Source organism: Flagellimonas sp. ABD4_174 (assembly GCF_056160185.1).
Map to the genome: position 1 here is coordinate 2,987,428 of NZ_JBSWWP010000001.1, position 26,512 is coordinate 3,013,939.

Sequence of the window (26,512 nt, forward strand, 5' to 3'; positions counted from 1 at the left end):
TTTAAAGCTTTTGCAAAAGTGCTTTCACCCTAACATAAGTATCTTTAAACCAACCCATAAAAAGTTTTTAAATGAATTTAAGTACGATGCAAAATGTATTTAGGGTCATCCTTGGCCTTTTAATGATGATGGCCGGAATAGCACACCTCACTTTTCAAAGGGAAGAGTTTCAGGCCCAAGTGCCCCGATGGTTGCCCACAAGCGAAGCTTTTATGGATTTTATAGTGGTAGCTTCTGGTGTGATAGAAATTTTATTGGGGTTATCCATGGTTTTATTGACCAAATACAAAGCAAAAGTGGGCATTGCGCTTGCCATTTTCTATGTTTTGATTTTTCCAGGAAACATTTCTCAATACACGAATGCCATTGACGCATTTGGACTGGACACCGATCTCAAGAGATTTGTTCGGTTGTTTTTTCAGCCCGTTTTAATTCTATGGGCCCTTTGGTCCACGAGAGCATTTGAACACCTTAAAGACAAAAACAAATAACCATGGAGTTTTACAATTTTGAAGCAGAACGATTGGACGGTACTACAGAATCCATGAAAAACTATAAAGGCAAAACCATTATTGTGGTGAATACTGCAAGTAAATGTGGATTGACTCCGCAATACGAGGGCCTGGAAGACCTCTATACAAAATATAAGGACCAAGGATTGGTGGTTTTGGGGTTTCCATGCAATCAGTTTGGAAACCAAGAACCGGGAGACGCCAATGACATCAAGGAGTTTTGCCAAATAAACTACGGGGTCAGTTTTCCAATGTTTGCCAAAATCGATGTGAACGGTAACGACACACACCCGATCTTTAAATATTTAAAATCAGAATTAAGAGGATTGTTGGGAGGTAAGATCAAATGGAACTTTACCAAGTTTGTAATAGACAAAAACGGAAAACCTATAAAACGATTCGCGCCCATATCAAAACCAAAGGCCATGGAAAGTTTTATCAGTGGCATTTTATAACCCCTGCTAAACTACTTTTAACCGAGATTGAAGAGCTCCGGACTCTTTGAGCATGGTTCTGCCATCCCTGAAGCTCAGATATGAATGACCTTGCTTATAATTTAGTATGCTTATTTCGCATAATTGGTTCCAATGGCGAGCCACTTCGCGCCAAGCCCAGAACAGCGAATGTTTGGGGTCGTAAATATGGGTCGCCTCCCCGCCTGCCCCATTTATTTCGATAATACTAAATTTTTCTCCTATACAAAATTCCTCAAAGGTATTGCAAAGAACATCCAGTCGACCATAATAAAAGCCGCTCATTTGTGTGCATACCTCATTTATGGTATTGTTCAAATCCGCATTGATCAAATGACAGATGTCCACAAATTTGGCTCCTCGGGTGTGACTACCATAGGGCACCAGAACAAATTCTTTTCCCAAGGGGAGGACATTGTTTAACTGATCACCAAACTTTTGTTTTAGCACCTTTAATTGAAAATGACTCCTCGGATTACTCTTGATCAACTGCAATAAGGTACTTTTACCATCACCCGTAACCGACAAAAATTCTTTGGACACGACCCCAGTAATCTTGCCTTTGGCCTCTCCCGGTTTTCGAACATAAAAAACACCAACTTCCTTCTGGAACGGAACAAATTCCTGAACCAAAAAATGGGAGGGACTCCATTTTACATATTTTTGAAATTCATCCTTATTATGGATTTTTTCCACGCCAAACGCCTTCATTCCAATATCGGGCTTGACTATAAAGGGAAATGCGATCCCGGAATTTAAAACCCGTTCCAATGCCTGGTCGGCCGTCTCGTCCTTTTTTACAAATATTGTTCTTGGTATGTATTGGGCAGGAATCATATTGTAAATATCCATTTTGGATATCATGGCCATTCCCCCATTCTTCATGCCTGGATTGGCGGCATTAAAAAAGAACAAAGAACGTGCTCTTATCGAATAATAAAGCCAAACTGGAAACATCGGATAATAAATCAACCAGAAAGGCCAATATTCCCAATGTGTGATTTTATGCCAAGCGAGCTTTAATGGACCCATATAGTTTTAATTGATCAGCTGACCGGTGGAAAAGGGCACTTCATAATCAACTTTGTTGAGCAGGTCGAAATGACGCATTACAACATCGCTCTCTTTGTTCAATATGGCCTGTGTTACACTAAAGGTTTTTAAGCCCGATGCCCTATTGATTATAAATCCGTTCTCAAAATCGTCATGATTGTTCGAGTGAAAATCGACCACATCTTGAGAAGTTATGAAGGAGTTGCCTTTCACAAACTTTTTAAACAACGTTTGCCTGTGTTCGATCACCTTATCTTGGTAAAGTGTTGATGATGACCATATGTAATTTTTATCCTTGTTCAACGGCCTAAAGTATTTTTGATGGCCGTCCCAGCGAAACTCCAGCAATTCGGCTGTGTACAACACCAATGTAAAGGGTTCTATTCTCAATAGGTCAATTTCTTGCAACAAAGCTAAGGGATTGTCAGAAACAACAATATCCAAAAGCACCAGTCCCCTGCTCCTTTCATATTTTCCATTGGGCGGGTGACCCACAAAACCACCGTTCAGCAGCACAGCTACCGAACCGTTTTCATTTATGGCGAACCAGGTACCCCCCGCCTTGGGATCTTTTGGAAAAAGTACCTTCACCGAACCTATGGTTTCTTCTTGTGGCCGCAATGCCATAGGACGATCAATATGCTCGTCCCTGTTCGATGTAATAAAACGTTGTCCACCGGACGATATAAAACTTACTGTGCACATTCTTTTCTAAATTGTAAGGTGGAAGGAGCAACTCCAAAAGTTTCGGGCACTTTCTGGTCCGAAAAATGACATATCCCAATTTTGATCAACGCATGATGATGAATGGTGTGTTCCAAGTTGTACATAACTTCCCGGTGGTAATTGGTATCCAATGTAAGTATTTCACCATTAAGTTCATAACTGATCTGAATGGCCTTGTTGGGCTTTTTTAAATGCATTTGTATAAAAGCCAATTTCTCAATGGCAAACGATAGGTCTTTTTCAATTTTACGGTCTCTTTTTCTTCTATCGTAGGACACATCTGCTTGATCATACCCCTTGATCAAACAAAGGTAAAGCTCGATCACATGTCTTGTATGCTGACCTATACTGGCATTGGACAATATATTACATGATTGGGAGTAACAATCTTTAGGCAGTTCCAAAAGAACCTGTTTAAACTGTTCCAATGTATCCAAGGTTGATTTGAACATAGTTATTGTTTAATTATTTACGTATTTATATGCGAACAAAGCAACTCATCCAGCGATAGGATACAAAAGGTTGTCCACTCTCAGAAATCTCATGCCCTTAAAGATATTCAATTCTTGATATTCTCCCAGTTTATATCCGCTTTCGATATAAGGGAATTCGGTGATTGGTTCAACCAAAATTGGAGGGTATTGTTCTTTCCTTTGTTGTAGAATAGATAAAGTTTTCCACCTCTTATCTCAAAAGTTTCGGGATCTACATTAACCTTTTTTGAATTTACTGCGACAGCATAGGCACAATAACCCCCATACTGTGGTACATAACTATTGGGTTGTACAACAAACTTTTCCAGATTTGCCTTGCTCACAAACTTATAATTTACTCCATCAAACATGGCGGTAAATTGGTCTTTGCCCATGGTCGCGATACCATCAAAATAGGCGACCACATCATATCCATGAGCTGCATACCCTTTTTTGGTATTATAATCTATGGATTGCCCTTGAACTAAAACACCTGTTAAAAACAGAAAAACCATTATTCGATACTTCATAAATTCTGGAATTTTTATGGTTGCTTGTTGGTATTGAAGATTTTGTCTAAAAATAAAGGTGTTCCTTTCATTTTTTTTTAAAACACCAGGATTAGTTAGAATGAAACCCTAAACCGATTATTGACAAACTATTATGCATCTGGTTTCGAAGAAATGAATTCAGGCAGGTCATGGTTTAAAAGCTGGTTATGCTGCTTAAAGTCAAAAATCAGTGTTTTCATAGTAATTGGACTAATTGACAAAAAGAGCCATCCAGTAATAGTAATTTTTAAGATTCAGGAAACAAGAAATCAAAGCACAACCAAATAATTGTTGTAGGTATTTTACTTCAAAATTATGTTCAGGCTTTTCCAACTGTATTATTCGTCAATTCAAAAGGGGCATTTGTCAATTGAACCAAAATCATACATGTATCCCATCTTAATTTTGACCTATTATTAACTATAAACATACCCATACTTGGAAGCAATAATGAATGTTGCGATAGCTGAAATTGGCAATCAAAAGACCTTTGTCAAAAGATTTAATATTCCTTCCCAACAATTTCGTTTGATCCTTCCGAAGTAAAATCCTTTATTAATCTTGAAACATTTAATTATGAAAACAACACGTTTAAATTTATGGAAAATGGCCTTTTATCTATTCATAGGCCTAAGTATTACCCTAACATCTTGCTCTGGTAAAGATGGGGAAGATGGCCTTGATGGGATGGACGGCATAAACGGTGAACAAGGTCCCCAAGGACCCGCAGGTGAAGATGGCAATGCCAATGTAATTGCCTCTGATTGGTTTAACATCAACTGGACCGAATCAGAGCCCGCTATAAGCTCAATGCAAATTGAAGTTCCAGAACTAGATATAGAAGAGTTTACTGCCAGTGGAGGTGTAGTACTCGTGTATTTAAAAATAATAAATGATGAATATACCACAACCTATTTGCTACCTTTTGAATTATACAATGCGAAGTTTGAATATGGAGTTCTAAATGTCTCTGAAGGATTTAATGGTATTCTCGTATTATTGACTGACCCCGATACTAGTGGTCTTTATTTAGAAATCTTGAATAACCCAGCCTTTACAATTCGCTATGTCTTGGTGCCTGCGAATGTGGCCGACCAAACTGGATTGGCCTCAAACATACCACCAACCTTTGAGGATGCTAAAACCCTTTTTGGCTTGGATTAATGGTCTGATACCCAAAAACCAATTCGTTGATTTTATGCAGTTGGTTGAAAGACATTGAATATAGCACAAAAAAAGTCTGGATGTATTTCCAGACTTTTTGCTTTCTACTGTCTTTGTGACCCAGGGAGGATTCGAACCCCCAACCCTCAGAGCCGAAATCTGATATTCTATCCAGTTGAACTACTGGGCCAGTTTATTATAGTGAACTCAATTTTGTTTTTACAATCGATGATATAGTTTTGCCATCCGCCTGTCCGGCCAATTCTTTGGAAACAATTCCCATTACTTTTCCCATATCTTGCATACCGGAAGCTCCAACGGCATCGATGGTTTGCACCACTACTTTTTCAATTTCTTCTTCTGTAAGCTGCTCGGGCAAAAACTTTTCAATTACGGCCACTTGCGCCAATTCGGGCTCTGCTAAATCATCGCGGCCCTGTTCCTTGTAAATGGCCGCACTATCCTTACGTTGCTTAACCAACTTTTGAACCAATTTGATTTCGTCCTCTTCCGATAACTCTGCTCCCGCACCTTTATCGGTCTTGGCCAACAAGATTGCCGATTTAACAGCACGCAAAGATTCTAGGGCAACGGTGTCCTTGGCCTTCATTGCGGCTTTCATTTCTGTCATTACCTTTTCTTGCAAACCCATCTATTCCGATTTAGATCGCGAAGATAAAAAATAAACCCGAAAGTACGTCTACTTTCGGGTTTATGCCTTCCACAAAAATGGAAGTTAATTTAAACACTACTAATCAACATTATCGTGCAAAAAAGAATTATTGGAACGCAACTGTAGATCATCGTTGCTATCTTCCCCCAAGGTAGTCCTTGATACTTTCTGTTCTCTGGGAACATCGTTCAAATCGACACCCTGGCGCTTATAAGCGGGCTCCTTTTCAATATCGTCTATGCTATTCCTATTGTTTTGAAACTTGTAATTAAAGTTTTTCAACTTTCGCCTACGCTCATCTGCCCTATCTTTTAGGATATCGCTGATGGAACTGTTCATCGGATCTAAATTGGCTGTAGTTTCCTCGTTTTTACCGGCTCCTTGATCTTTTTCTTCTACCCTAACGGTCTTTTTCTCGAATACAATTTCGTTTTCGACCATTTTTGGTTCGTGGGTCTCTGCTTTTGACTTGGCTCCGGTCAGTTTTTCCTCCAACTCCATATACTCTTGCAAGTCGTAACGTGTCTCCCCTTCTTTCTTGTATTCCAAAACGGGCTTAACTTCTACGTAATCGTTTACTTCCACATCACCTAAGCCATCATCATCTAGGTTAAACGTTATGGTATGCTCTTTTTCTTCTTCTTCTACCTCATTGTTCAATGGCATATCAAAACTCAAGGTAAATTGGTCTTCATTGCTTTTTGTGGACACCTCTTCCGCATCAACAACGTTTATATTGTTGATTACATTTTTGGCCTCGATAATTACAAAGTCGTCCTCCACATTCTCTGCGACCACTTCTTCGTAAAAAACATTAAAGTTTCTGATATAGCTAGTGGTCGGTATCAAGTCCGGATCTCTTAATTGTATTTTTTGAGGGACTATTTTGGGCTCCTCTTCCATTTCCAATGTATGCTTCACCACTTTTGGCCCTGGTTCGGGAGTTGGTTCTGGAGTTACCGTATTCTCCACATTCACTTCGTGCACCGAAGTGGATTCGGGAGTTAAATCCTGTTCTGCGGTTTGCTCATCCTCCAAGGTATAGAATACTTTTTTGGACTCGGTGTTAACAATATTATCTTGTTGATCTACATTAAAGCCTGTAGCGATCACGGTAACAGCAATTGCTTCTCCCAAGTTCTCATCTTCTCCTACCCCCATAATTATGTTGGCTCCATGTCCGGCTTCAATCTGGATGTGGTCATTGATTTCCCCGATTTCGTCTATTGTAATTTCCTGCGTGCCGGAAACTATTAACAGCAGTACATTTTTTGCACCATTGATTTTGTTATCGTTCAGCAATGGCGAATCCAAAGCTTTCATAATGGCTTCGGTAGCCCTTGCAGAACCAGAGGCTGCAGCCGACCCCATTATCGCCGTACCACTGTTGGAAAGTACGGTCTTGGCATCCCTAAGGTCGATGTTTTGTGTATAGTGGTGCGTAATTACCTCTGCGATACCCCTTGCTGCCGTGGCCAAAACTTCGTCTGCTTTAGAGAAACCGGCCTTAAACCCAAGATTTCCGTATACTTCTCTTAGCTTATTGTTATTGATGACTATTAAAGAATCTACATTTGCGCGCAATTTCTCTATCCCCATTTGCGCTTGCTTATTACGCATGGCCCCTTCGAACTGGAACGGCATGGTAACTATACCTACCGTAAGAACATCCATTTCTTTGGCCAACTTGGCAATAACAGGAGCAGCTCCGGTACCTGTACCTCCACCCATTCCTGCTGTGATAAAGGCCATTTTTGTGTTATTGTCCAACATGGCCTTAAGGTCCTCCATACTTTCCAATGCGGCTTGCTCGCCTATTTCTGGATTGGCACCAGCTCCCAGCCCTTCCGTAAGGGATACCCCTAACTGGATTTTGTTGGGTACGGAACTGTTTTGCAATGCTTGTGCATCGGTGTTACAGATTACGAAGTCCACACCGTTGATTCCGGCCTGGAACATGTGGTTGATGGCATTGCTTCCGCCACCGCCCACGCCAATAACTTTAATTACGTTGCTTTTGTTCTTGGGCAAATCAAAAGCGATGTTGTCAAACTCAGTGTTCTTACTCATGACAGTCGTGTTTCTCTACTGGGGTTATTATTCTGCATTATCCAAAAAGTCCTTCAACTTTTCAGACCATTTGTCAAAAATGGATTTTCTCTCCGTTTGGGTCACCGTAGCTTTGTTCGCCTGTGCTCCCAATTCGTTTTCTTGGCCTACCAAAATTTCTTCTTGGTGTACTTCCTCTTGGTGCACCTCCTGATTCTTCTTTTTTGCTTCCAAAGAATTCATCAGTAATCCTACCGCCGTGGCATACAATGGACTGGCTACTTCTTCGTCCGAGTCCCCTGCAAGGTGCTCATTGGGGTATCCTATTCTGGTATCCATTCCGGTAATGTATTCGACCAATTGCTTAAGGTGCTTTAATTGGCTGCCTCCACCGGTCAAAACAATACCTGCTATCAATTTTTTCTTTTGTTCTTCGTGGCCATAGTTTTTGATCTCCACATACACCTGTTCCACGATTTCCACCACGCGGGCATGAATAATCTTGGAAAGATTCTTTAAAGTAATTTCCTTGGGTTCCCGACCTCTTAACCCTGGAATGGAAACTATTTCGTTATCCTTGTTCTCGCCAGGCCATGCGGAACCGAATTTTATCTTCAATAGTTCGGCCTGCTTTTCGATAATCGAGCAACCTTCTTTAATGTCATCCGTAATTACGTTCCCCCCAAATGGGATAACAGAGGTATGACGGATAATGCCATCCTTAAAAATGGCAAGGTCGGTTGTTCCGCCTCCTATGTCGATCAAAGCAACACCGGCTTCTTTTTCTTCTTGACTAAGAACGGCATCTGCAGATGCCAAAGGCTCCAAAGTGATGTTACCTAGGTCCAAACCTGCACTTTTAATGCACCGCCCAATGTTTTTAATGGATGATACTTGACCCACCACTACATGAAAATTAGCTTCCAAGCGCCCACCGTACATTCCCACAGGCTCTTTGATTTCGGATTGGCCATCCACTTTATATTCTTGTGGCAACACGTGAATGATTTCCTCGCCCGGCAGCATGACCAACTTATACACTTGGTTGCACAGTTTATCCAAATCCACGTGATCTATAACTTCTTCAGAATTTGGTCTTGTGATATAATCGCTGTGGTGCAAACTCCGGATATGTTGACCTGCAATACCAACCACAACGGAACCGATCTTTAAACCGGAATTGAGCTCCGCTTGTTCAACAGCTTGCTGAATAGACGATATGGTCTGTGTTATATTATTGACCACACCGCGGTGAACGCCCAAACTTTTGGAGCGCCCTATACCCAATATTTCAATCTTTCCATACTCATTTTCCCTACCAATGATCGCTACGATCTTGGTAGTTCCAATATCCAACCCAACTGAATAATTACCCTGTTCCATAATTTAAATTTTGGTGCAAACCACTTGATTGTTGAATTCCAAACTAACTGTTGCATAATCCTCCAAGGAATTGTCCTTGGCCGCCTTTGCATAAAAGGCCATAAAATTTTTGAACTTCTTGTTCAAATTGTCCACTCCTCCCAAATTCACAACAAAATTTTCCATGCGAAATCTGAGCTGATAATTTCCTTCTTCCTCAATATGTATCCCGATGACGTTCTTTCTCAGAAAATCATCTTGATTGATATAATCCAATATCACGTAGGCATCCTCGAGGGTTTTTCCTGTAATTTTTCCTGTAATTATTGGTACCCTGGCCGAATGATACTTTGACAGCGGCATGCGTTTGCCCTGATCATCCAAATAAAACTTGGAGACACCCTCTATTCTACCAATTGGCTTACGCTGAACAATCTTGGATACAAGCTCCCCATTTACAGTAAGATACACCTGGGCATTTTTGACCATATCGTTGGATAAAAGAATCTCCTCTATGGTATTCAAAACTAACTGTTCTTTGGGCGTATTTTTTAGTGGTCCGTAATTTTGTATTAACAATTTATTAACCGCATCCTCAGTTAAATACAAATTGCTTTCACCAACAAATTTCACGGTCACATTTTCGACTTTTTTCTGTTGATTTCTGTGTCCGGCAAAGCCATAGAGTGCAACTACGGCCACGGACAAAAATGTAAGTTTTATGTAATCCCAATTAATGCGCATAGCCCAATGCTTTTTTAATTTTTGGAACCTCAAGTCCAATATCCCCTGCTCCAAGAGTTACGAGTACTCCTGATTTGCAGTTACTTGCCTCCCCTACCAATTCCGATTTGGAAATCAGCTTTTTATTGGGGTTCTTTATTTTTTCCAACAGCCATTCCGATGTTACTCCCTCAATGGGTTCTTCCCTGGCCGGATAGATGTCCAGTAAAATGACATGGTCAAAATCTGAAAGACTATCTGCGAAATCATCGGCAAAATCCTGTGTTCTTGAAAATAAATGCGGTTGGAAAATTACAGTGACCTGTTCTCCTGCATGCATTTCTCGGACGGCTTGATGCACTGCATTGATTTCGGTCGGGTGATGTGCATAATCATCTATAAAAACAAAATCCTTGGTATTTATCTGATACGAGAATCTACGCTGAACCCCTTTAAATGTTCCTAAAGCCTTTGCAAGGGCATGCGAGGAGCAACCGGTTTGTTCCGCCATTGCAAAAGCGGCCAATCCATTGAGCAGATTATGTCTTCCCGGCTTGTTGAACGTTACTCTCTTGATTACTTCCGAGGGCGTCACAATGTCAAATATGTAGGCTCCTTGTTCAATTTCGATATTTTTAATGCAATAATCGGCTCCATCTTCTATCCCAAAAGTGGTTCCCACCAAAGGCAACCCCTTTCTCACAAATAACTTTCCTTCTGGTTTGATTTTTCCAATGAACTCATGAAACGATCGTTCCAACTCCTCTTTGCTACCATAAATATCCAAATGGTCAGCATCCATAGATGTGATGCATGCGACCGTCGGTGTCAAACGTAAAAATGAACGATCAAACTCATCGGCTTCAACAACAGAGTATTCAGTGCCATCCAGCACAAAATTGCTATTGAAGTCTTCCGAAATCCCCCCTAAAAATGCAGTCATCGGCAAGTTACACTCCTTGAGCAAATGCGCCAAAATACAAGTCGTGGTTGTTTTACCATGTGTCCCGGCCACTGCTAAACAGAATGAGTCCTTGGTTATAATCCCAAGCACTTCAGAACGTTTTTTTATATCAAAGCCGTTGTTTTTATAAAACTGATATTCAGAATGTGAAGTTGGAACTGCGGGAGTATACACCACCAAAGTTTGTGGGTGCTTGAACGTATCCGCAATCAAATCCACATTGTCCTCAAAATGAACCGAGATACCTAAGGATTCCAAACCTTCAGTTATTGGGGTTGGGGTTTTATCATAGCCGGCCACTTCTTTCCCTATAAAATTGAAATAACGGGCAAGAGCGGACATTCCGATTCCACCGATACCGATAAAATAAACGCTATGTATATCCTTCAAATTCACTTCAACAACTTTTCAATTTCGTCCACAATATGTTCCGTAGCCTTTGGCATTGCCATTTTTTTAATGTTTGTCCCCAACCGTTCTTGTATGCTTTCGGACTTCAGCAATTCGGAAAACTTGTCTTCAAATACAGCATCCAACTGATTTTCCTTGATCAAAATGGCAGCTTCCTTTGCGACCAGTGCTTTGGCATTCTGGGTCTGATGGTCCTCTGCCACATTTGGAGACGGTATAAATATCACCGGTTTACCTACCAGACAAAGCTCTGACACAGAGCTAGCTCCTGCCCTAGATATAATTACATCGGCTATTGAATAGGCTAAATCCATCCGGTTGACAAAAGCCGATACTTTGACGGCTTCGGAGTTATGTTTTTTGTAATCATCGAAATACAGTTTTCCACATTGCCAAAGTACCTGTAACTGGTTTTTTTGAAAAAATCCCAACTCTTTTTCGATCAACTGGTTAATTCTTCTTGCCCCTAGGCTACCACCCAAAACCAGAACAGTTTTTCTATTGTCATCTAATCCAAAAAAATTAGCTGCTTCTTGTTTATTTTCCTTCAGTTCTATCAAATCTGTTCTGATGGGGTTTCCGGTCTTCACTATTTTCTCTTTCGGAAAAAAACGTTCCATCCCATCATAGGCTACACAAATTTTCTCCGCTTTGCCCGCCAATAGTTTGTTAGTGATACCTGCAAAAGAATTCTGTTCCTGCAACACACATGGAACGCCAGAACTTTCGGCCATTCGCAACAAAGGGCCGCTAGCAAACCCACCTGTTCCTATAGCAACATGAGGCTTGAACTCTTTTATTATTTTGCGCGCTCCTAACAAACTACTCATCAGTTTAAATGGAAACATGAGATTTTTAAATGTCAGTTTCCGTTGTATTCCACTAATCCACAATCCTTTTATTTCATATCCGGCCTGTGGCACTTTTTCCATTTCCATTTTATCCTTTGCCCCCACGAACAAAAACTTGGCATCCGGGTACCTCCTCTTTAGCTCGTTGGCAATGGCCACTGCGGGATATATATGTCCCCCTGTTCCTCCTCCAGATAGTATAAATCTATAATTGCCCACTTAATACTTCTAAAGGGTTTGTATCTTCTATGCCTTGGGATTGCTCCTCCAAATTTTCCTTTTTATTGCTTGCGCTCAAAACTATTCCTATCGCCATACAAGTCATCCAAATAGATGTTCCTCCCATACTGATCAACGGTAACGGCTGACCGGTAACAGGGAACAACTGGACCACCACCGCCATATTGATGAATGCCTGGAACACAATAGGCAGACCCACCCCAATCACCAGTAATTTCGAAAAAACTGTTTTGGACGAATGTGCGACTACCAGAATACGAAAAAGCAGCAGTAGATAAAAAAACAGCAACGCTCCGCCGCCGAGCAAACCATATTCTTCGATAATAATGGCAAAAATGAAATCGGAAGTACTCTGCGACAATAAGTTTTTCATCACACTCTTGCCCGCTCCCTTTCCTACAATGCCCCCTTCCGCCACGGCAATCTGAGCCAATGTCAACTGGTGCAGATCGTCCTTGTCCGCTTGTTCCGGATGGATAAAGGTCTCTATCCTCGATTTCCAGGTTCCGGCACGTTGCGGCAATACTTCGGGCGCCTTGAACAGTACGAACAGGAACATTCCTGCAAATACAATCCCTGTGGCTACCATGGCAAACAAATACTTTAGGGGATATCCGCCCAAAAAGCACAGAACCAGAGCCATAAAACTTATAATGGCTGCGGTTGAGAAATTTTCTGGCAAAATCAATAGCACTACCAAAGCTACCGGTAACCAGAGTGGCAGAATACTTTCCTTAAAAGTTATCTTTACGTCTTTGATCTTGGTCAGGTATCTGGCAATCCAAATCATTAAGACTACTGCCGCTAAGGTGGATGTTTGGAAATTAACACCTACCAACGGAATTTTTATCCAACGATTGGCCGTTACCCCACCTATGCGGGTTTCCACGGTCAAAGTATAGATCAGAAGCAGAATAACAATAGGCATAGCTATTATGGACAGCCCTTTAAAGTAATGGGTAGGAATTCTGTGTACGGCATAAATTATCCCAAAACCCAAAAACAGTAATACAGCATGCTTTACCAGGTGACCCAAGGTTGTTCCGTCTCCATTAACATAAACCAAATTGGTACTGGCGCTGTACACTGGCAAAAATGAGAAAAGCGCCAATAGGGCCACAACACCCCAAATGGCTTTATCACCTTTCAGATTTTTGAATACTCTCAACACTTTTTACAACTTTTTTACTGCGTTTTTAAATTGATCTCCCCTATCCTCATAATTGGAAAACAGGTCAAAACTTGCGCAAGCTGGGGACAACAAAACGGCATCTCCACGTTCTGCAATCTTATAGGCCACTTTTACGGCTTCTTCCATGGAAAAGGTCTCGACCACCAAATCGATTACATTCCCAAAAGCATCTTTTAACTTGGAGTTGTCCACTCCCAAACAAACAACGGCCTTTACTTTTTCCCTCACCAATGGCATAAGCTCGGAATAGTCATTGCCTTTGTCCACACCGCCTGCAATCCAAACAATAGGTCGTTTTATACCGTCCAAAGCGTAAAATGTAGCATTTACATTGGTCGCTTTGGAATCGTTAATGTATTCCACATGGTTTATCTTAAGCACCTTCTCCAATCTGTGGGGCACTCCCTGAAACGACTGGATACTTTGGCGAATAGTTTCTTTTCTAACTTTTACCAACATAGCCGCCATACTGGCCGCCATGGTATTTTTTACGTTGTGCTGACCTTCCAAGGCCAAAATATCTTCGTTCATCTCCAAGGTTTTATGTTCTAATTTCATTTTTATCTTTTTGTTTTCTAACCAAGCTCCCTCGTCCAGTTTTCTTTTTACAGAAAAGGGCAACAATTTGGATCTAACTGGGTGTTTTTTTAACCAATCAAGGATTACTTCATCATCGGCATCGTAGATCAGGTAATCATTTTCATCTTGATTCATGGCTATTCTGAACTTGGAAGCGATATAGTTTTCGAATTTATACTCATATCGATCCAAATGATCGGGTGTTATATTGGTGATCATGGCTATATGGGGCTTAAAATCCACAATACCATCCAACTGGAAGCTGCTTATCTCCAATACATAATGATCATAGTCCTCTTCGGACACCATTTTAGCATAACTATCTCCAATATTTCCAGCCATACCTACATGCAAACCTTCATTTTTCAATAAATGATAGGTTAACATCGTGGTGGTGGTTTTACCGTTACTACCTGTGATGCCGATCAAACTTGCCTTGGTGTATTTTGATGCAAATTCTATTTCCGAAATCACAGGAATCCTTTTTTCCAGCAATGTTGTAACCAACGGCACCTTGTCCGGTATCCCCGGGCTTTTCATCACTACATCGGCATTCAATATTTTGGATTCGGTATGCTTTCCCGATTCCCATTCAATCTCAAAATGTTCAAGAACTTTTTTGTACTTATCCTTTATTTCGCCTTTGTCGGATACAAAGACCTCAAATCCTTCTTTTTTTCCCAATATGGCCGTACCTACGCCACTTTCTCCTCCACCGAGTATCACCAAACGACCCATTATCTGATTTTTAGCGTAACTATGGTAATTATGGCCAACAAAATCCCAACAATCCAAAAACGGGTCACTATTTTACTCTCGTGGTAGGATTTTTTCTGATAATGATGGTGCAATGGCGCCATTAAGAATATTCGCCTACCTTCGCCATACTTTTTCTTGGTATGCTTAAAGTACCCAACCTGTAACATTACCGACAGTGATTCCGCGAAGAAGATTCCGCACAAAATCGGTATCAATAATTCCTTTCTTACTATAATGGCGATTACTGCAATGACTCCTCCTATGGTTAAACTCCCTGTATCCCCCATAAAAACCTGGGCCGGATAAGCATTGTACCATAGAAAACCTACCAAGGCGCCAACAAAAGCCGCGATAAAAACTACCAATTCCCCCACTCTGGGCAAGTAAAAGATGTCTAGATAATCGGAAAATTCAATGTTCCCCGATACCCAAGCAAAAATTCCCAGGGTCAACACAATAATAGCGGACGAACCAGCGGCCAGACCATCAATCCCATCGGTTAGATTGGCCCCGTTGGACACGGCTGTTACGATCAAGATCACTACCGGGATAAATATGAGCCAGGCATAATCTTCCGCCCCCTCTCCCATCCAAGAAATAAAGTCTGCGTAATCCAACTCGTTGTTCTTAAAAAAGGGCACATTGGTCCGTACAGACTTGGTCTCTTCACCAAAAACACTTTCTACCCGAAAATTCTCGGTTATGGTTGTGGTATCTTTCTCCTTAATGGTAACCTCGGGATGGAAATACAGTGTCAAGCCAACAATCAACCCTAAAACAACTTGCCCCATTACTTTAAAGCGCCCCTTTAATCCCTGTTTGTCCTTTTTAAAGGTTTTTATATAGTCATCTATAAAACCGATTATCCCCATCCATATGGTGGTCACAATCAGTAGAATCACATAAATATTCTTGATATCGGCAAAAAGAATTACCGGCAACAAGGTGGACATAATAATGATCAACCCTCCCATTGTGGGTGTTCCAGCTTTCTGTTTTTGTCCTTCCAGACCCAAATCCCGAATGCTTTCCCCTATCTGTTTTTTTTGAAGCAAAAGGATGATCCGCTTTCCGTAGACCATGGCGATCAATAGCGATAACAATACGGACATCGCAGCCCTAAAGGTGAGGAACTGAAAAAGTCCTGCTCCCGGCAGTTGGTATTGTTTCTCTAAAAATTCGAACAAGTAGTATAACATGGACTACATTATTTTTTTAGGCTCTTAAGAGCTTCTTTCACTTCTTTAAAATCATCAAAATCTACCCGGACACCATTGGTTTCCTGATAGGTCTCGTGGCCTTTTCCGGCCACAAGGATTATATCGTTGGCCATTGCCAATTTACAAGCTGTATTTATGGCCTGCCTCCTGTTTTCAATGGACAACACCTTTCTGGTATTTTGAGGTTCCACACCCGTTTCCATTTCTTCTATAATGGTTTTAGGGGATTCCGTTCGTGGATTATCGGAGGTAAATATGGCTTGATCGCTCATTTCTGAAGCGATATGACCCATAACCGGACGCTTTGACTTATCACGGTCACCACCACACCCCACTACGGTGATGACGTTTTCATTTCCAGTCCTCAAGGCGTTGATAGTAACCAACACATTTTTGAGTGCATCCGGCGTATGGGCATAATCAACTATTGCCGTTATTCGCTCTTTTGATATATAATATTGAAACCTTCCATCCACATTTTCCAGCTCGCTCATCAACCTAAGGGTCTCCATTTTTTCTAGACCTAGTATATCCGCGGTGGCATAGATGGCCAACAGATTGTATGCGTTAAAATCTCCAATAAGTTTGGACCATAGTTCGTTCTCATCAACTTTCAACAATTGACCATTGAACTGTTTCTCCAAAATTTGTGCCCTGTAATCGGCGAAGGATTTTAATGCGTAGGTGTATTTTTTTGCCTTGGTGTTCTGCAACATAACAGGCCCGTTTTTATCGTCGATATTTACCAGCGCGAAGGCCGTTTTTGGCAACCCATCGAACAATTTTTTCTTGGTATCCCGATATTCGGCAAATGTTTTATGGTAATCCAGATGATCATGGGAAAGGTTGGTAAAGATGGCACCTTCAAAATAAAGTCCCTCTGCCCTTTTTTGATGAATACCGTGAGAACTCACCTCCATAAAACAATACTCCACACCAACATCGTTCATTTTGGACAAATAATCGTTGATCGTTATTACATCGGGAGTGGTATGCGTAGCCTTATGCTCGATATCATCCACCAGCACTTTAATCGTGGAAATAAGCCCGACCTTGAATCCTGCTTTTTTAAACAGATTGTACAGCAGGGTCGTTACCGTTGTTTTTCCGTTGGTGCCGGTTACCCCAATAAGTTTTAGGTTTTTGGAGGGGTTTTCGTAAAAATTGGATGCTATTACCGCCAATGCACTATTGCAATCGTTCACCTGAAGATAAGTGACACCGTTCACAACAAGTTCCGGCAGTTCTTCACAGACAATGGCCCTAGCACCTAAATCTATAGCCTTTTGGATGTATTCATGCCCATCTGTCACCGTACCTCGAATGGCCACGAACACATCGTCCATTTCCACTTTTCTGGAATCAAAGTGGATTTGGTTCACCATGACACTGGTATCCCCGCTCACTGCGGAAAGACTTACCCCATATAATATGTCCTTCAATAACTTCATGAAAGCTCCAATATTATTTTCTTTACTTGATCAAGACGGGTGCCTTGATCAACAGATTGTTTCTTCACCTTTCCATTTCCATGCACCTCAACCTGAATACCAAGGTTCTCCAAAAGGGAAACGGCATCCATTCCACTCATACCCCTTACATTGGGCAAGGTGCTGTGTTTTTTTTGTACTTGTGCAAAATATTGTTGGTAGTCCTTGTCCAAATCGGAATCTTTAAAACTCCCACCGTCCACTTCGTCTACCATGGGTGAAATAGCATGGATCTTCTGGGCCATGGACTTAAATACCGGACCGGATACATCGGCTCCATAATACCCTTCTTCCTTATCTGGTTCGTGAATCACGACAATGCAGGAATATTTGGGGTTGTCTGCCGGAAAATAACCCGCAAACGATGAGATATAAGCCAACTTGTCCGGGTTTTTAGCTACGTAATTTTTCTGCGTGGTACCTGTTTTACCGGCCATGGAAAAATTCTTGGAGTATAATTTATGGCCTGTCCCGTAATCTTTCTCCACCACATCCTTTAATAATTGTTGCGCTTTTTTCACGGTTTCTTTGGAACAGATGGAGGAGTTGAGCACTTGTTTATCAAAACGCTTAACCACTTTGTTGCCGTCCCTTACTTCTTGGATCAAACGAGGTTTCACATATTCTCCATCATTGGCAATGGCATTGTAAAAAGCCAATGTTTGAATGGGTGTCAACGATACTTCGTAACCATGGGACATCCATCCCAAAGATATCCCCGACCATCCTTTGTCACCGGGATAACGGATAACCGGGTCGCCCTCCCCTATAATGGGCAGATCCAACTTTTTGTGAAGCCCCATGTTCATTAGGCGGTTTACAAACTTTTCGGGCTCTTCTTTATAATTTTCATTAATGATTTTTGCGAATGCCGTGTTGGAGGATACGGCGAATGCTCTGGATACGGTAATTTTTCCATACCCGCCCCATCTGGAATCTTTCACCACACCATCATAAATTCGATACCTTCCTTTTTCCGTATCGATGACAGAACTGGTATCCACCACCTTATCTTCCATAGCAGCGACAAGGGACATCAATTTGAATGTAGAGCCTGGTTCATGTGACTCGCCAACGGCATAATTCAATTTCTCGTAATATTTTCCTTCAGAAGTTCTACCCAAGTTGGAAATAGCCTTGATTTCCCCTGTTTGGGTCTCCATCACCACTACGCAGCCATGATCGGCCTTGTATTTTTCCAGTTGCTTTAATAGTTCGTGATGCGCTATATCTTGAATATTGACATCGATTGTGGACACCACATCCAATCCATCTTGTGGCTCCACAATATTATCCAAACCAACGGGTTTCCACTGCCCTTTGGCTATTTTCTGTTTTAAGCGCTTGCCTTCTTTACCTCTTAAATAGGTTTCGCCAAATGCCCCATCGAGGCCTACGCGGGTATAGTAACCGTTTTCGTCAACACGTTCGTAACCAATGCTACGGGCGGCCATTTTACCCAAAGGATATTCGCGCACAACACGATGCGTTTCCACAAAACCTCCTTTATAGGGCCCCAGGTTAAAGAGCGGGAATTGTTTGATCCTAACATAATCCAAATAACCCACATTACGAGCTACCAGTTTATACCTATTGCCATTGGCCCTGGCCTTACGGAACAATTGTCTGTAATACGAAGATGGACGATCAAACAATTTGCCCAAAGAATCGGACAAGGCACCTACGTGGTTCTCAAAATTTTCTTGTGATACGGTCTTGGCATCGAACCTGATTTCATATTTTGGAACCGATGCCGCCAACAGACTACCATCTTCTGAATAAAGATTGCCCCGATTTGGTTCAATAGTGAACATCTTCTCGGTTTTGCTGAGCGCCAATTCCTTGTATTTTTCGCCCTGCACCATTTGGATATCCACCAATTTCACCACCACTGCTATGGCCAAAACAACAAGCCCCGTTGCTACGAGGTACAATCTGTTCATTATATTTTTTTCGGTGATGGCCACTATTCCGATGATTTAACTTTAATTTTTTTTGGTGGATTTTTAGAAGGCACCAAACCTTTTTCCGCTACAACCTCGCGCAACGTTGATTCCAATTTTAACTGTTGCACACTGGAACGAGCTTCAAAAAACTCACTTTTAAGTTTACGGACCTCCTCGTTCAATTGAGCGATCTCCAATACTTTTTTATCGGCATTATGACTACTGGAAATCATCATTGCTGCCAAAAACGAGGCAAACAACAGGAACATCCAATTCTTGGGAGCATCTCCGCTCACCAAAAATTTTCCTTTTAATATGTCCAGCAATCCTTTTCTCATTTTGTGTTCGTTTTGTTATTCCCATCTTCGCGGGAATCTACTATATGCGTTCCGCAATGCGGAGTTTTGCACTTCTTGCCCTATTATTGACCTTTACTTCTTCTGCTGATGGCGTTATCAATCCCCCTACTTTTTTTAACGGGACATTGATGTTCCCGTAAAAATCCTTCTCCGGCTCTCCATCGAATTTGCCTGCCCGGATAAAGCGCTTCGCCAACCGGTCTTCCAAAGAGTGATAACTGATCAAGCTCAACCGACCACCCTGGACAAGCACTTCGGGAACTTGCTCCAAAAATTCCTTGAGCACCTCAATTTCTTGGTTCACCTCTATCCTGATAGCTTGATAGATCTGTGCCAAAATCTTGTTCTCTTTCATCTTGGGCAAAAATCGTTTGAGCACCCTTTTAAGGTCATCCGTTGTTTTGATAGGCTCTTCCGACCGGGCCGCAACAATAGTTTTGGCCATGGCATTTGCATTTCGCAATTCACCATACTGAAAAAGAACCGATGCTAAATCTTCTTGGGAATAGGCATTGACCACCTGATAGGCCGATAATTGGTTGCTCTTGTCCATTCGCATATCCAAATCTGCGTTGAACCGAATGGAAAAACCACGTTCGGCCTCATCGAACTGATGGGAGGAAACCCCAAAATCCGCCAAGATTCCATCAACTTTCCGAATGCCATAGAACTTTAAAAATTGTTTGAGATAGCGAAAGTTTTGATTGATCAACTGGAACCTACCATCTTCCAGCGCATTTTGGAGCGCATCTTCATCTTGATCAAAAGCGAACAACTTTCCACTTTCCCCCAATCTTTTCAAAATTTCTTTGGAGTGTCCGCCGCCCCCGAAGGTAACATCCACATACACTCCATCTTCTTTAATATTCAATCCGTCCACCGATTCCTTTAACAAAACCGGATTGTGATATGCACTACTCATCATCATCAAAAATCTCCTCGGCCAGATCGGCATAATCCTTCTCCCCTTCTGCCAAGACTTTTTCGTACATATCCTTGTTCCAGATCTCGATTTTATCAAAAACCGCATTTAGAACCACTTCTTTTTCGATTGCAGCAAACTCCACCAAATTTTTTGGGATTTGCAGCCTTCCCGAATCACCATCTATGCTCACCTCTTTCATTCCGGCAACAAAATTTCGGACAAACGCATCGTATTTGCGATTGATCTTGCTTTTCTTCATCACTTTTTGCATCAAAACATCAAACTCCGCTTTGGGATACAATTCCAGACATTGCTGAAAAACCGATCTTTTTATCACAAACCCATCTTTTAGAACAGGCAAAAGCTGATTCTTCAAAGAAATGGGCAATAAAACCCTTCCCTTGGAGTCTGCTTTGCAATCATGTTGTCCTATGATATGGGTCACTAGAAATCAATTGGTTAGTTAATACAACTCAAATATATAGATTTTATTTCCACATTTCTCCACTTAACACCACTTTTGTTAATAAATTCTCCACTTTTAAGAAAAAAGCAGCAAAACTAGGAGAAAAAATCAGAAGAGCAACATGGTCCTCTTTTTAGAAGAAGAACCACTGGATTAAGAAAAGTTATTTTAGATATGACAAAATCCTAAAATCTTTGTGATATGAAATTCCTATATTTGCCGCTCTTACTACCAACTAACTATTGATGGAGGAGCATTTAATCGATGATGGCAAATACCGGTATATAGAAAAAGGAGAAGGTACTCCTATGATTATATTACATGGTTTAATGGGAGGCCTGAGCAATTTCCAAGGGGTTTCCGAATATTTCCCCTCCATGGGATACAAGGTCCTTATCCCGGAACTGCCCATTTACGATATGCCCCTATTAAAGACTACGGTAAAGAACTTTGCTACCTTTTTAGAAGGCTTTATTGAACACAAAGGCTTAAAGGATGTAATATTACTTGGGAATTCCTTGGGCGGACATATTGGACTCCTACACACCAAAATGTACCCCGAAATGGTAAAGGCACTTGTAATTACAGGTAGTTCGGGACTTTACGAAAGTGCCATGGGGGACGGATACCCAAAGCGTGGCGACTACGAATTCATAAAAAAGAAGGCAGAAGATGTTTTCTATGACCCAAAAGTAGCCACCAAAGAAATCGTGGACGAGGTTTTTGCCACGGTAAACGATAGAATGAAACTGGTAAAAACATTGGCCATTGCCAAAAGTGCCATTCGACACAATATGTCGAAAGATTTACCGCACATGAACACCCCAACCTGTATTATTTGGGGAGAAAACGATACCGTAACTCCTCCCAACGTAGCCACAGAGTTCCACGAATTGTTGCCAGACTCGGACCTATATTGGATAGAAAAGTGTGGCCATGCCCCCATGATGGAGCACCCCAATGAGTTTAACCGTATTCTTGAGGCTTGGCTCAAAAAGCGTAACTTCTAAACATGAAAATTACATCGGCAGAATTTGTAATGAGCAACTCCAATGTTGCCAAATGCCCCAATGAACCCATACCAGAATATGCGTTCATAGGACGGTCCAATGTTGGCAAATCATCGCTGATCAATATGTTGGTAGAGCGGAAGGCTTTGGCAAAAACATCCGGAAGGCCTGGAAAAACCCAACTCATCAATCATTTTAAGATCAACAACAATTGGTTTCTTGTAGATTTGCCGGGTTATGGATATGCAAGAGTCTCGAAAAAAGACAAAAAAACCTTTCAGAAATACATTACCGAGTATTTTCAAAAAAGAAAGCAGTTGGTTTGTGCCTTTGTTTTAGTAGATGTTCGCCATGATCCACAACCGGTGGATTTGGAGTTTATGGAGTGGCTCGGCATTAATCAGATTCCATTCGCCATAATTTTTACCAAAGCGGACAAACTTAAGCCCAATGCAATAAAAAAACAGACCGCAGCCTATCTTCAAAAGTTATTGGATGGCGTATGGGAAGAAGCACCCCCACATTTTACCACTTCATCCTCCAACCGAATGGGACGAGAAGAGCTTTTGAATTTTATTGACGGGATCAATCAAGATTTTTTTCAAAACAAGAGCTGACTTCTTCTGCACCAACTCGGCCATTACACAACACCTATTCTATATCCCCAATACACAACTTGTTAATCTGAACGTCTCTATCTTGATATATCTCAGTGCAAATATGTTTTACAAAGCACTGGATTAATAAAAATAGTTAGCAAAGCAAACACACAATTCCGTACTTTAGACCACCTAAACCACAAAAATGCTATCCAACGATACACGATTCTCCCCAGCAGGATTTATTAAGATAATGTCATTATTGCACATGGGCATTTCAGCAACGCCCATTGTTATAGGAACACTTTTTTACTTTAACACTGAGAATGCGATATTCGATATTTCCAGTACAGATGACTTTTTTTTGGCGCTAGTACCCTTGGGCGCTATTGGCAGTATCTTTTTTGGCGACTTGGTTTTCAAGAAAATGACACGCAATTTACCGGACAGCATAGATCTACGCACCAAGCTGGCAAGGTTCCAAACCGCCTCGATCATAAAATATGCCTTATTGGAAGGGGCTGCTATCCTCGGAATTGTAGTCTTTATCCACACACAAAACCTGATCTATTTGATCATTGGGGCCCTGGTGGTTTTTTACCTAGCATTGCTCCATCCTTCCAAGCAAAAAATTGAAAATTCACTTTCCCTAACCGGCGAGGACAAAGCAAAATTTGACCGTGTAAACGCTCCCTTGGACTAACGGTCCTTTTTCAATTCCAATTTTTCCGCAAAATAGTCGCAGAAATCCTTCATGGTGGCCGTCATTTTTTCATCTTGGGTAGCCTTATAAAAAGTATCGGCCATTGTTTCCAAAGTTTGATGAAAAAATACCTTCATCTCATCTACGGGCATATCCTTGGTCCACAGGTCGATTTTTAGGGATTCTTGATTTTTACTGTCCCAAACGGACAATAACATGGCTTTGGCCTCTTCCTCGTTAATTCCACCATCTTGTGCCGACCATTTTAACTCCTCGGGCACTCTGTTCTCGTCCAGCCCAACCTTCAATGTAATCTCCGAAGTATGTTTTACTGCCATTTATCTTTTTGGTTTGTAATTTGATTGTTTTAAAATTTCATCTGCCGGCGTATCCAATAACTGTTTTAGACCTTCACCGGTTTTTTCCATATATGCCCTAACGATCTGCCAGCCCATATATCGCCCCAATCTTGGTGGCGACTCATTGTCCAGTTCCAATCCAAATTTGGAAAATGGAGCGGGATCTAAAAACTTTCTATCCAGACCTGTATCTGTACTGTACAATAATTCTCGCTCAACAAAATATTTCCACATTTGCTCTTCGTTTGCGCCGGCCCACTCCATTTCCTCATCGGAATATCCAATCTTTTGGGCGTCAGTTGCAAACGGGATCAGTTTATCCTTTAAGTATAGTTCTTTACCGTAGTATACCATTCGGGAAAGTAATGTTCTGTTACGTGGATACGTAAGTACTTTTTTGGAAAATGCGCTGGATACATCCGACACTAAATACTTTTTATCCAGATTTGATGCAATATACCGCTGTATCCCTTCATAAAAATGATGGTCCGCCCCGAGATAATTGTCCAGTCCTATCAACAACAGGGAATCTGTTAAGATGATCCTATTTTCATATCTCACATCCGAAGTTAAGGTTACCACGTGGGGCACTCGAATTCCCGGAAAATAATATTTTATATGTTTAAAAAGGGATTCAAGTTCTTCCGATTCCTTATCGAAATCGGGAAATGCCTTTTCAACTTCGTTCGATAATTCCACCTGAAGGGTATCCGTTAGTTTGGCTACCCAAACACTGTCCGTAAATTGTTCGGGGAACAAATATGGATACTTTGTTTTTAATTTAGGGATATCGGTCTCGGACGCCCTTGCAAATTCTTGGTCAAACCTGGAAACCTTTAAATCTATCGTAATTTTCTCGATTTCCTCTTCGGTTTTATCCGTTTCGGCACATGCTGCAAACAGAAAAACCACAAATACAGAAAAGCTTTTATAAAAGGTATTTCCAAAGTATTTCAACAAGCACTTCATTTTTAAGGGCACAGGGTTTAAATTTACAGGGCACAAAGGTAATTTATTGAATCTAAATAGTAGAACATGCAAACAGAAAAGGTAATCGACCATATAGTCAAGTGGCTAAAAGAGTATGCTTTAAATGCAAAATGCAAAGGTTTTGTAATCGGTGTTTCCGGAGGAATAGACTCCGCTGTAACTTCGACCCTTTGCGCAAAAACAGGTCTCGACCTTTTGTGTTTGGAAATGCCCATTCACCAAGGCAAAAACCAAGTGACCCGTGCAGACAGGCATATAGATTGGCTGATGGAAAATTTTTCCAATGTTTCCCGTCAAGCGGTCGACCTTACCCCCGTGTTCGATAGCCTCGTGGATTCCTTTCCAAAAGTGGAAAACGAAGAAGAGCGATTTATGTCGCTAGCCAACACGCGCGCACGCCTGCGGATGACCTCCCTTTACTATTTTGCAGCTCTTGAGGGCTATCTGGTTGCTGGTACCGGAAACAAGGTCGAAGACTTTGGTATAGGGTTTTACACAAAATATGGTGATGGAGGTGTGGACCTAAGCCCAATTGCCGATCTTTTAAAAACAGAGGTTTATGAAATAGGAAGGATTCTTGGGGTAAACCAAGATATTATGGAAGCAGCGCCAACTGACGGGCTCTGGGGCGACAGCAGAACAGATGAGGATCAGATCGGAGCATCTTACCCCGAACTGGAATGGGCCATGGAAATGGATGATAAAGGAAAAAAAGCCGATGATTTTTCTGGCAGGAAAAAAGAAGTTTTTCTAATCTATAAAAAATTCAATACCGCCAACAAACACAAGATGATTCCCATTCCCATCTGCGATATTCCAACTGACTTAAAATAACACTTTAACCCAAAAACCCCAGTTTAAGACGAAAAAAACCATAGTTTTTCTATGGTTTTAAGAAAAAAATTACAGTTTTACATGAATTAATTGTTATCTTGCCTGCTAGTTATTGTAGGTATTTAGCCACTAACCATTCATTAAATTAAACCTAACAAAATGATAAAAGTATTGATAGCTGATAACCATCCTGTTGTAAGGCTTGGTATCAAAAAGGTACTTGAATCCAGCACAGACATTGAGATTATTGCTGATGTTTCAACTACCGAGGAGCTTTTTAATACATTGAAAAACTTAACCCCCGATGTAGTGATTTTGGAAATGGACATTCCCGAAATCAATGGAATTGCTACCCTTAGAAAAATGAAAATGGAGTTCCCGGACATTAAAACTTTGATGTACAGCGGGCAATCCGAAGATGTTTACGCTCTGAGCACGATCAGGGCAGGTGCTTTTGGTTACCTTTCCAAAACTGCCGACTTGGATTACATTGTATCTGCAGTAAAAAAAGTGAGCGAGGGGAACATGTTCATCACAAATGAACTGGCACAACGTCTTGCTTTTGACGAAAGTACCCAAAAACCGCGTAGGTTCTTCAGAAAACTATCGTCCAGAGAAGTAGAAGTTCTAAAACTACTGGCCAGCGGAAAAAGAAACAAGGAAGTGGCCGAAGGCCTCAATCTAAACGAAAAAACAGTAAGCACCTACAAGGCAAGGCTGATGAAAAAACTGAATGTGGACAATTTGGTGGACTTACTGCAACAGGCAAAGGCACTGGAATTATATTAGGAATACCCAACCAAACCAACTATTGTGGTAAATCCCTTTCAATCTTGTATTGGAAGGGATTTAATAT

The 26,512-nt window shown here is 41.2% G+C and carries 28 protein-coding genes and 1 tRNA gene; 8 read left to right on the forward strand and 21 right to left on the reverse strand.

Annotated features, from left to right (window positions below):
- Positions 1 to 71: 71 nt before the first annotated feature.
- Positions 72 to 491 carry a DoxX family protein gene (locus ACXAFK_RS13360; RefSeq protein ID WP_338196302.1) on the forward strand — a complete coding sequence of 140 codons (420 nt, stop codon included), beginning with the start codon at positions 72 to 74 and terminating at the stop codon, positions 489 to 491.
- 2 nt (positions 492 to 493) lie between these two features.
- Positions 494 to 967 carry a glutathione peroxidase gene (locus tag ACXAFK_RS13365; RefSeq protein ID WP_474958067.1) on the forward strand — a complete coding sequence of 158 codons (474 nt, stop codon included), beginning with the start codon at positions 494 to 496 and terminating at the stop codon, positions 965 to 967.
- 6 nt (positions 968 to 973) lie between these two features.
- Here ACXAFK_RS13365 and ACXAFK_RS13370 read toward each other — a convergent pair whose 3' ends face one another.
- The 4 genes from ACXAFK_RS13370 to ACXAFK_RS13385 all read right to left on the reverse strand — a co-directional run bounded on the left by ACXAFK_RS13370 (position 974) and on the right by ACXAFK_RS13385 (position 3,767).
- Positions 974 to 2,017, reverse strand: a complete 1,044-nt coding sequence (locus tag ACXAFK_RS13370) for a D-alanine--D-alanine ligase (protein ID WP_474958068.1) — start codon at positions 2,015 to 2,017, stop codon at positions 974 to 976.
- Between the two features lie 6 nt (positions 2,018 to 2,023).
- Positions 2,024 to 2,743, reverse strand: a complete 720-nt coding sequence (locus ACXAFK_RS13375) for an NRDE family protein (protein ID WP_474958069.1) — start codon at positions 2,741 to 2,743, stop codon at positions 2,024 to 2,026.
- Positions 2,731 to 3,216 (reverse strand): DinB family protein, encoded by a 486-nt coding sequence (locus tag ACXAFK_RS13380; protein WP_474958070.1) that lies wholly within the window; start codon positions 3,214 to 3,216, stop codon positions 2,731 to 2,733. The genes ACXAFK_RS13375 and ACXAFK_RS13380 overlap by 13 nt, the downstream gene beginning before the upstream one ends.
- A gap of 107 nt (positions 3,217 to 3,323) precedes the next feature.
- The gene (locus tag ACXAFK_RS13385; protein WP_474958071.1) at positions 3,324 to 3,767 is read right to left on the reverse strand and encodes a YHS domain-containing (seleno)protein; all 444 of its coding nucleotides are present in this window, start codon (positions 3,765 to 3,767) and stop codon (positions 3,324 to 3,326) included.
- A 597-nt stretch (positions 3,768 to 4,364) separates the two neighbouring features.
- On the opposite strand from ACXAFK_RS13385, the gene ACXAFK_RS13390 reads away from it, so the two are divergent.
- A complete protein-coding gene (locus tag ACXAFK_RS13390) occupies positions 4,365 to 4,952 on the forward strand; it encodes a hypothetical protein (protein WP_474958072.1) in 588 nt (195 codons plus the stop codon).
- Between the two features lie 116 nt (positions 4,953 to 5,068).
- Here the strand turns inward: ACXAFK_RS13390 and ACXAFK_RS13395 are convergent.
- From ACXAFK_RS13395 to ACXAFK_RS13465, 15 genes are all read right to left on the reverse strand, one after another.
- Positions 5,069 to 5,142 (reverse strand) — tRNA-Arg (locus ACXAFK_RS13395).
- A 6-nt stretch (positions 5,143 to 5,148) separates the two neighbouring features.
- Positions 5,149 to 5,604, reverse strand: a complete 456-nt coding sequence (locus ACXAFK_RS13400) for a GatB/YqeY domain-containing protein (protein WP_474958073.1) — start codon at positions 5,602 to 5,604, stop codon at positions 5,149 to 5,151.
- Between the two features lie 99 nt (positions 5,605 to 5,703).
- Complete coding sequence (ftsZ, locus tag ACXAFK_RS13405) at positions 5,704 to 7,695, reverse strand: cell division protein FtsZ (RefSeq protein WP_474958074.1); 1,992 nt, start codon at positions 7,693 to 7,695, stop codon at positions 5,704 to 5,706.
- A 27-nt stretch (positions 7,696 to 7,722) separates the two neighbouring features.
- Positions 7,723 to 9,057 carry a cell division protein FtsA gene (ftsA, locus tag ACXAFK_RS13410; RefSeq protein WP_474958075.1) on the reverse strand — a complete coding sequence of 445 codons (1,335 nt, stop codon included), beginning with the start codon at positions 9,055 to 9,057 and terminating at the stop codon, positions 7,723 to 7,725.
- A gap of 3 nt (positions 9,058 to 9,060) precedes the next feature.
- Entirely contained in the window at positions 9,061 to 9,780 is a 720-nt protein-coding gene (locus ACXAFK_RS13415) for a cell division protein FtsQ/DivIB (protein WP_293296441.1), read from the reverse strand.
- Positions 9,770 to 11,119, reverse strand: coding sequence for a UDP-N-acetylmuramate--L-alanine ligase (gene murC / locus ACXAFK_RS13420; protein WP_474958076.1), 1,350 nt, complete (start codon positions 11,117 to 11,119; stop codon positions 9,770 to 9,772). Before murC ends, ACXAFK_RS13415 begins: the two co-directional genes overlap by 11 nt.
- On the reverse strand, positions 11,116 to 12,204 hold the full coding sequence (gene murG, locus ACXAFK_RS13425) for an undecaprenyldiphospho-muramoylpentapeptide beta-N-acetylglucosaminyltransferase (RefSeq protein WP_224837556.1): 1,089 nt from the start codon (positions 12,202 to 12,204) through the stop codon (positions 11,116 to 11,118). The genes murC and murG overlap by 4 nt, the downstream gene beginning before the upstream one ends.
- Positions 12,191 to 13,396 carry an FtsW/RodA/SpoVE family cell cycle protein gene (locus tag ACXAFK_RS13430; RefSeq protein WP_293296445.1) on the reverse strand — a complete coding sequence of 402 codons (1,206 nt, stop codon included), beginning with the start codon at positions 13,394 to 13,396 and terminating at the stop codon, positions 12,191 to 12,193. Before ACXAFK_RS13430 ends, murG begins: the two co-directional genes overlap by 14 nt.
- 3 nt (positions 13,397 to 13,399) lie before the next feature.
- Positions 13,400 to 14,734: a UDP-N-acetylmuramoyl-L-alanine--D-glutamate ligase gene (murD, locus tag ACXAFK_RS13435; protein WP_474958077.1), complete on the reverse strand. Its 1,335-nt coding sequence runs from the start codon at positions 14,732 to 14,734 to the stop codon at positions 13,400 to 13,402.
- Positions 14,734 to 15,954, reverse strand: coding sequence for a phospho-N-acetylmuramoyl-pentapeptide-transferase (mraY, locus tag ACXAFK_RS13440; protein WP_474958078.1), 1,221 nt, complete (start codon positions 15,952 to 15,954; stop codon positions 14,734 to 14,736). Before mraY ends, murD begins: the two co-directional genes overlap by 1 nt.
- Positions 15,955 to 15,962: 8 nt before the next feature.
- Complete coding sequence (locus ACXAFK_RS13445; protein WP_474958079.1) at positions 15,963 to 17,426, reverse strand: UDP-N-acetylmuramoyl-L-alanyl-D-glutamate--2,6-diaminopimelate ligase; 1,464 nt, start codon at positions 17,424 to 17,426, stop codon at positions 15,963 to 15,965.
- Positions 17,423 to 19,432, reverse strand: a complete 2,010-nt coding sequence (locus ACXAFK_RS13450; protein WP_474958080.1) for a penicillin-binding protein — start codon at positions 19,430 to 19,432, stop codon at positions 17,423 to 17,425. Before ACXAFK_RS13450 ends, ACXAFK_RS13445 begins: the two co-directional genes overlap by 4 nt.
- Complete coding sequence (locus ACXAFK_RS13455) at positions 19,432 to 19,749, reverse strand: FtsL-like putative cell division protein (RefSeq protein ID WP_224837550.1); 318 nt, start codon at positions 19,747 to 19,749, stop codon at positions 19,432 to 19,434. Before ACXAFK_RS13455 ends, ACXAFK_RS13450 begins: the two co-directional genes overlap by 1 nt.
- Positions 19,750 to 19,789: 40 nt before the next feature.
- Positions 19,790 to 20,692, reverse strand: coding sequence for a 16S rRNA (cytosine(1402)-N(4))-methyltransferase RsmH (gene rsmH, locus ACXAFK_RS13460; RefSeq protein ID WP_474958171.1), 903 nt, complete (start codon positions 20,690 to 20,692; stop codon positions 19,790 to 19,792).
- Positions 20,685 to 21,140 carry a division/cell wall cluster transcriptional repressor MraZ gene (locus tag ACXAFK_RS13465; RefSeq protein WP_224837548.1) on the reverse strand — a complete coding sequence of 152 codons (456 nt, stop codon included), beginning with the start codon at positions 21,138 to 21,140 and terminating at the stop codon, positions 20,685 to 20,687. Before ACXAFK_RS13465 ends, rsmH begins: the two co-directional genes overlap by 8 nt.
- 266 nt (positions 21,141 to 21,406) lie before the next feature.
- On the opposite strand from ACXAFK_RS13465, the gene ACXAFK_RS13470 reads away from it, so the two are divergent.
- The 3 genes from ACXAFK_RS13470 (at position 21,407) to ACXAFK_RS13480 (ending at position 23,473) form a co-directional block, all read left to right on the forward strand.
- The gene (locus tag ACXAFK_RS13470; protein WP_224837547.1) at positions 21,407 to 22,171 is read left to right on the forward strand and encodes an alpha/beta fold hydrolase; all 765 of its coding nucleotides are present in this window, start codon (positions 21,407 to 21,409) and stop codon (positions 22,169 to 22,171) included.
- A 2-nt stretch (positions 22,172 to 22,173) separates the two neighbouring features.
- On the forward strand, positions 22,174 to 22,788 hold the full coding sequence (gene yihA, locus ACXAFK_RS13475) for a ribosome biogenesis GTP-binding protein YihA/YsxC (protein WP_224837546.1): 615 nt from the start codon (positions 22,174 to 22,176) through the stop codon (positions 22,786 to 22,788).
- Between the two features lie 187 nt (positions 22,789 to 22,975).
- Entirely contained in the window at positions 22,976 to 23,473 is a 498-nt protein-coding gene (locus ACXAFK_RS13480) for a hypothetical protein (protein WP_474958081.1), read from the forward strand.
- On the opposite strand, the gene gldC is transcribed toward ACXAFK_RS13480, so the two are convergent.
- On the reverse strand, positions 23,470 to 23,811 hold the full coding sequence (gldC, locus tag ACXAFK_RS13485) for a gliding motility protein GldC (RefSeq protein ID WP_224837544.1): 342 nt from the start codon (positions 23,809 to 23,811) through the stop codon (positions 23,470 to 23,472). The genes ACXAFK_RS13480 and gldC overlap by 4 nt on opposite strands.
- Positions 23,812 to 24,801, reverse strand: coding sequence for a gliding motility lipoprotein GldB (gene gldB / locus ACXAFK_RS13490; RefSeq protein WP_474958082.1), 990 nt, complete (start codon positions 24,799 to 24,801; stop codon positions 23,812 to 23,814). It abuts the gene before it with no gap.
- Positions 24,802 to 24,867: 66 nt separating this feature from the next.
- Between gldB and nadE the strand changes: the two genes are divergently transcribed.
- Together nadE and ACXAFK_RS13500 are read left to right on the forward strand one after the other, a co-directional pair.
- Positions 24,868 to 25,656, forward strand: coding sequence for an NAD(+) synthase (gene nadE, locus ACXAFK_RS13495; RefSeq protein WP_474958083.1), 789 nt, complete (start codon positions 24,868 to 24,870; stop codon positions 25,654 to 25,656).
- A 159-nt stretch (positions 25,657 to 25,815) separates the two neighbouring features.
- Positions 25,816 to 26,445: a response regulator gene (locus ACXAFK_RS13500; protein ID WP_224837541.1), complete on the forward strand. Its 630-nt coding sequence runs from the start codon at positions 25,816 to 25,818 to the stop codon at positions 26,443 to 26,445.
- Positions 26,446 to 26,512 lie beyond the last annotated feature (67 nt).

Bases quoted from the DNA above. Each gene is read 5' to 3' on its own strand.
- ACXAFK_RS13360 (WP_338196302.1), top strand. From the start codon at position 72: ATGAATTTAAGTACGATGCAAAATGTATTTAGGGTCATCCTTGGCCTT.
- ACXAFK_RS13365 (WP_474958067.1), top strand. From the start codon at position 494: ATGGAGTTTTACAATTTTGAAGCAGAACGATTGGACGGTACTACAGAA.
- ACXAFK_RS13370 (WP_474958068.1), bottom strand. From the start codon at position 2,017: ATGGGTCCATTAAAGCTCGCTTGGCATAAAATCACACATTGGGAATAT.
- ACXAFK_RS13375 (WP_474958069.1), bottom strand. From the start codon at position 2,743: ATGTGCACAGTAAGTTTTATATCGTCCGGTGGACAACGTTTTATTACA.
- ACXAFK_RS13380 (WP_474958070.1), bottom strand. From the start codon at position 3,216: ATGTTCAAATCAACCTTGGATACATTGGAACAGTTTAAACAGGTTCTT.
- ACXAFK_RS13385 (WP_474958071.1), bottom strand. From the start codon at position 3,767: ATGAAGTATCGAATAATGGTTTTTCTGTTTTTAACAGGTGTTTTAGTT.
- ACXAFK_RS13390 (WP_474958072.1), top strand. From the start codon at position 4,365: ATGAAAACAACACGTTTAAATTTATGGAAAATGGCCTTTTATCTATTC.
- ACXAFK_RS13400 (WP_474958073.1), bottom strand. From the start codon at position 5,604: ATGGGTTTGCAAGAAAAGGTAATGACAGAAATGAAAGCCGCAATGAAG.
- ftsZ (WP_474958074.1), bottom strand. From the start codon at position 7,695: ATGAGTAAGAACACTGAGTTTGACAACATCGCTTTTGATTTGCCCAAG.
- ftsA (WP_474958075.1), bottom strand. From the start codon at position 9,057: ATGGAACAGGGTAATTATTCAGTTGGGTTGGATATTGGAACTACCAAG.
- ACXAFK_RS13415 (WP_293296441.1), bottom strand. From the start codon at position 9,780: ATGCGCATTAATTGGGATTACATAAAACTTACATTTTTGTCCGTGGCC.
- murD (WP_474958077.1), bottom strand. From the start codon at position 14,734: ATGGGTCGTTTGGTGATACTCGGTGGAGGAGAAAGTGGCGTAGGTACG.
- mraY (WP_474958078.1), bottom strand. From the start codon at position 15,954: ATGTTATACTACTTGTTCGAATTTTTAGAGAAACAATACCAACTGCCG.
- ACXAFK_RS13445 (WP_474958079.1), bottom strand. From the start codon at position 17,426: ATGAAGTTATTGAAGGACATATTATATGGGGTAAGTCTTTCCGCAGTG.
- ACXAFK_RS13455 (WP_224837550.1), bottom strand. From the start codon at position 19,749: ATGAGAAAAGGATTGCTGGACATATTAAAAGGAAAATTTTTGGTGAGC.
- rsmH (WP_474958171.1), bottom strand. From the start codon at position 20,692: ATGAGTAGTGCATATCACAATCCGGTTTTGTTAAAGGAATCGGTGGAC.
- ACXAFK_RS13470 (WP_224837547.1), top strand. From the start codon at position 21,407: ATGGAGGAGCATTTAATCGATGATGGCAAATACCGGTATATAGAAAAA.
- yihA (WP_224837546.1), top strand. From the start codon at position 22,174: ATGAAAATTACATCGGCAGAATTTGTAATGAGCAACTCCAATGTTGCC.
- ACXAFK_RS13480 (WP_474958081.1), top strand. From the start codon at position 22,976: ATGCTATCCAACGATACACGATTCTCCCCAGCAGGATTTATTAAGATA.
- gldC (WP_224837544.1), bottom strand. From the start codon at position 23,811: ATGGCAGTAAAACATACTTCGGAGATTACATTGAAGGTTGGGCTGGAC.
- gldB (WP_474958082.1), bottom strand. From the start codon at position 24,801: ATGAAGTGCTTGTTGAAATACTTTGGAAATACCTTTTATAAAAGCTTT.
- nadE (WP_474958083.1), top strand. From the start codon at position 24,868: ATGCAAACAGAAAAGGTAATCGACCATATAGTCAAGTGGCTAAAAGAG.
- ACXAFK_RS13500 (WP_224837541.1), top strand. From the start codon at position 25,816: ATGATAAAAGTATTGATAGCTGATAACCATCCTGTTGTAAGGCTTGGT.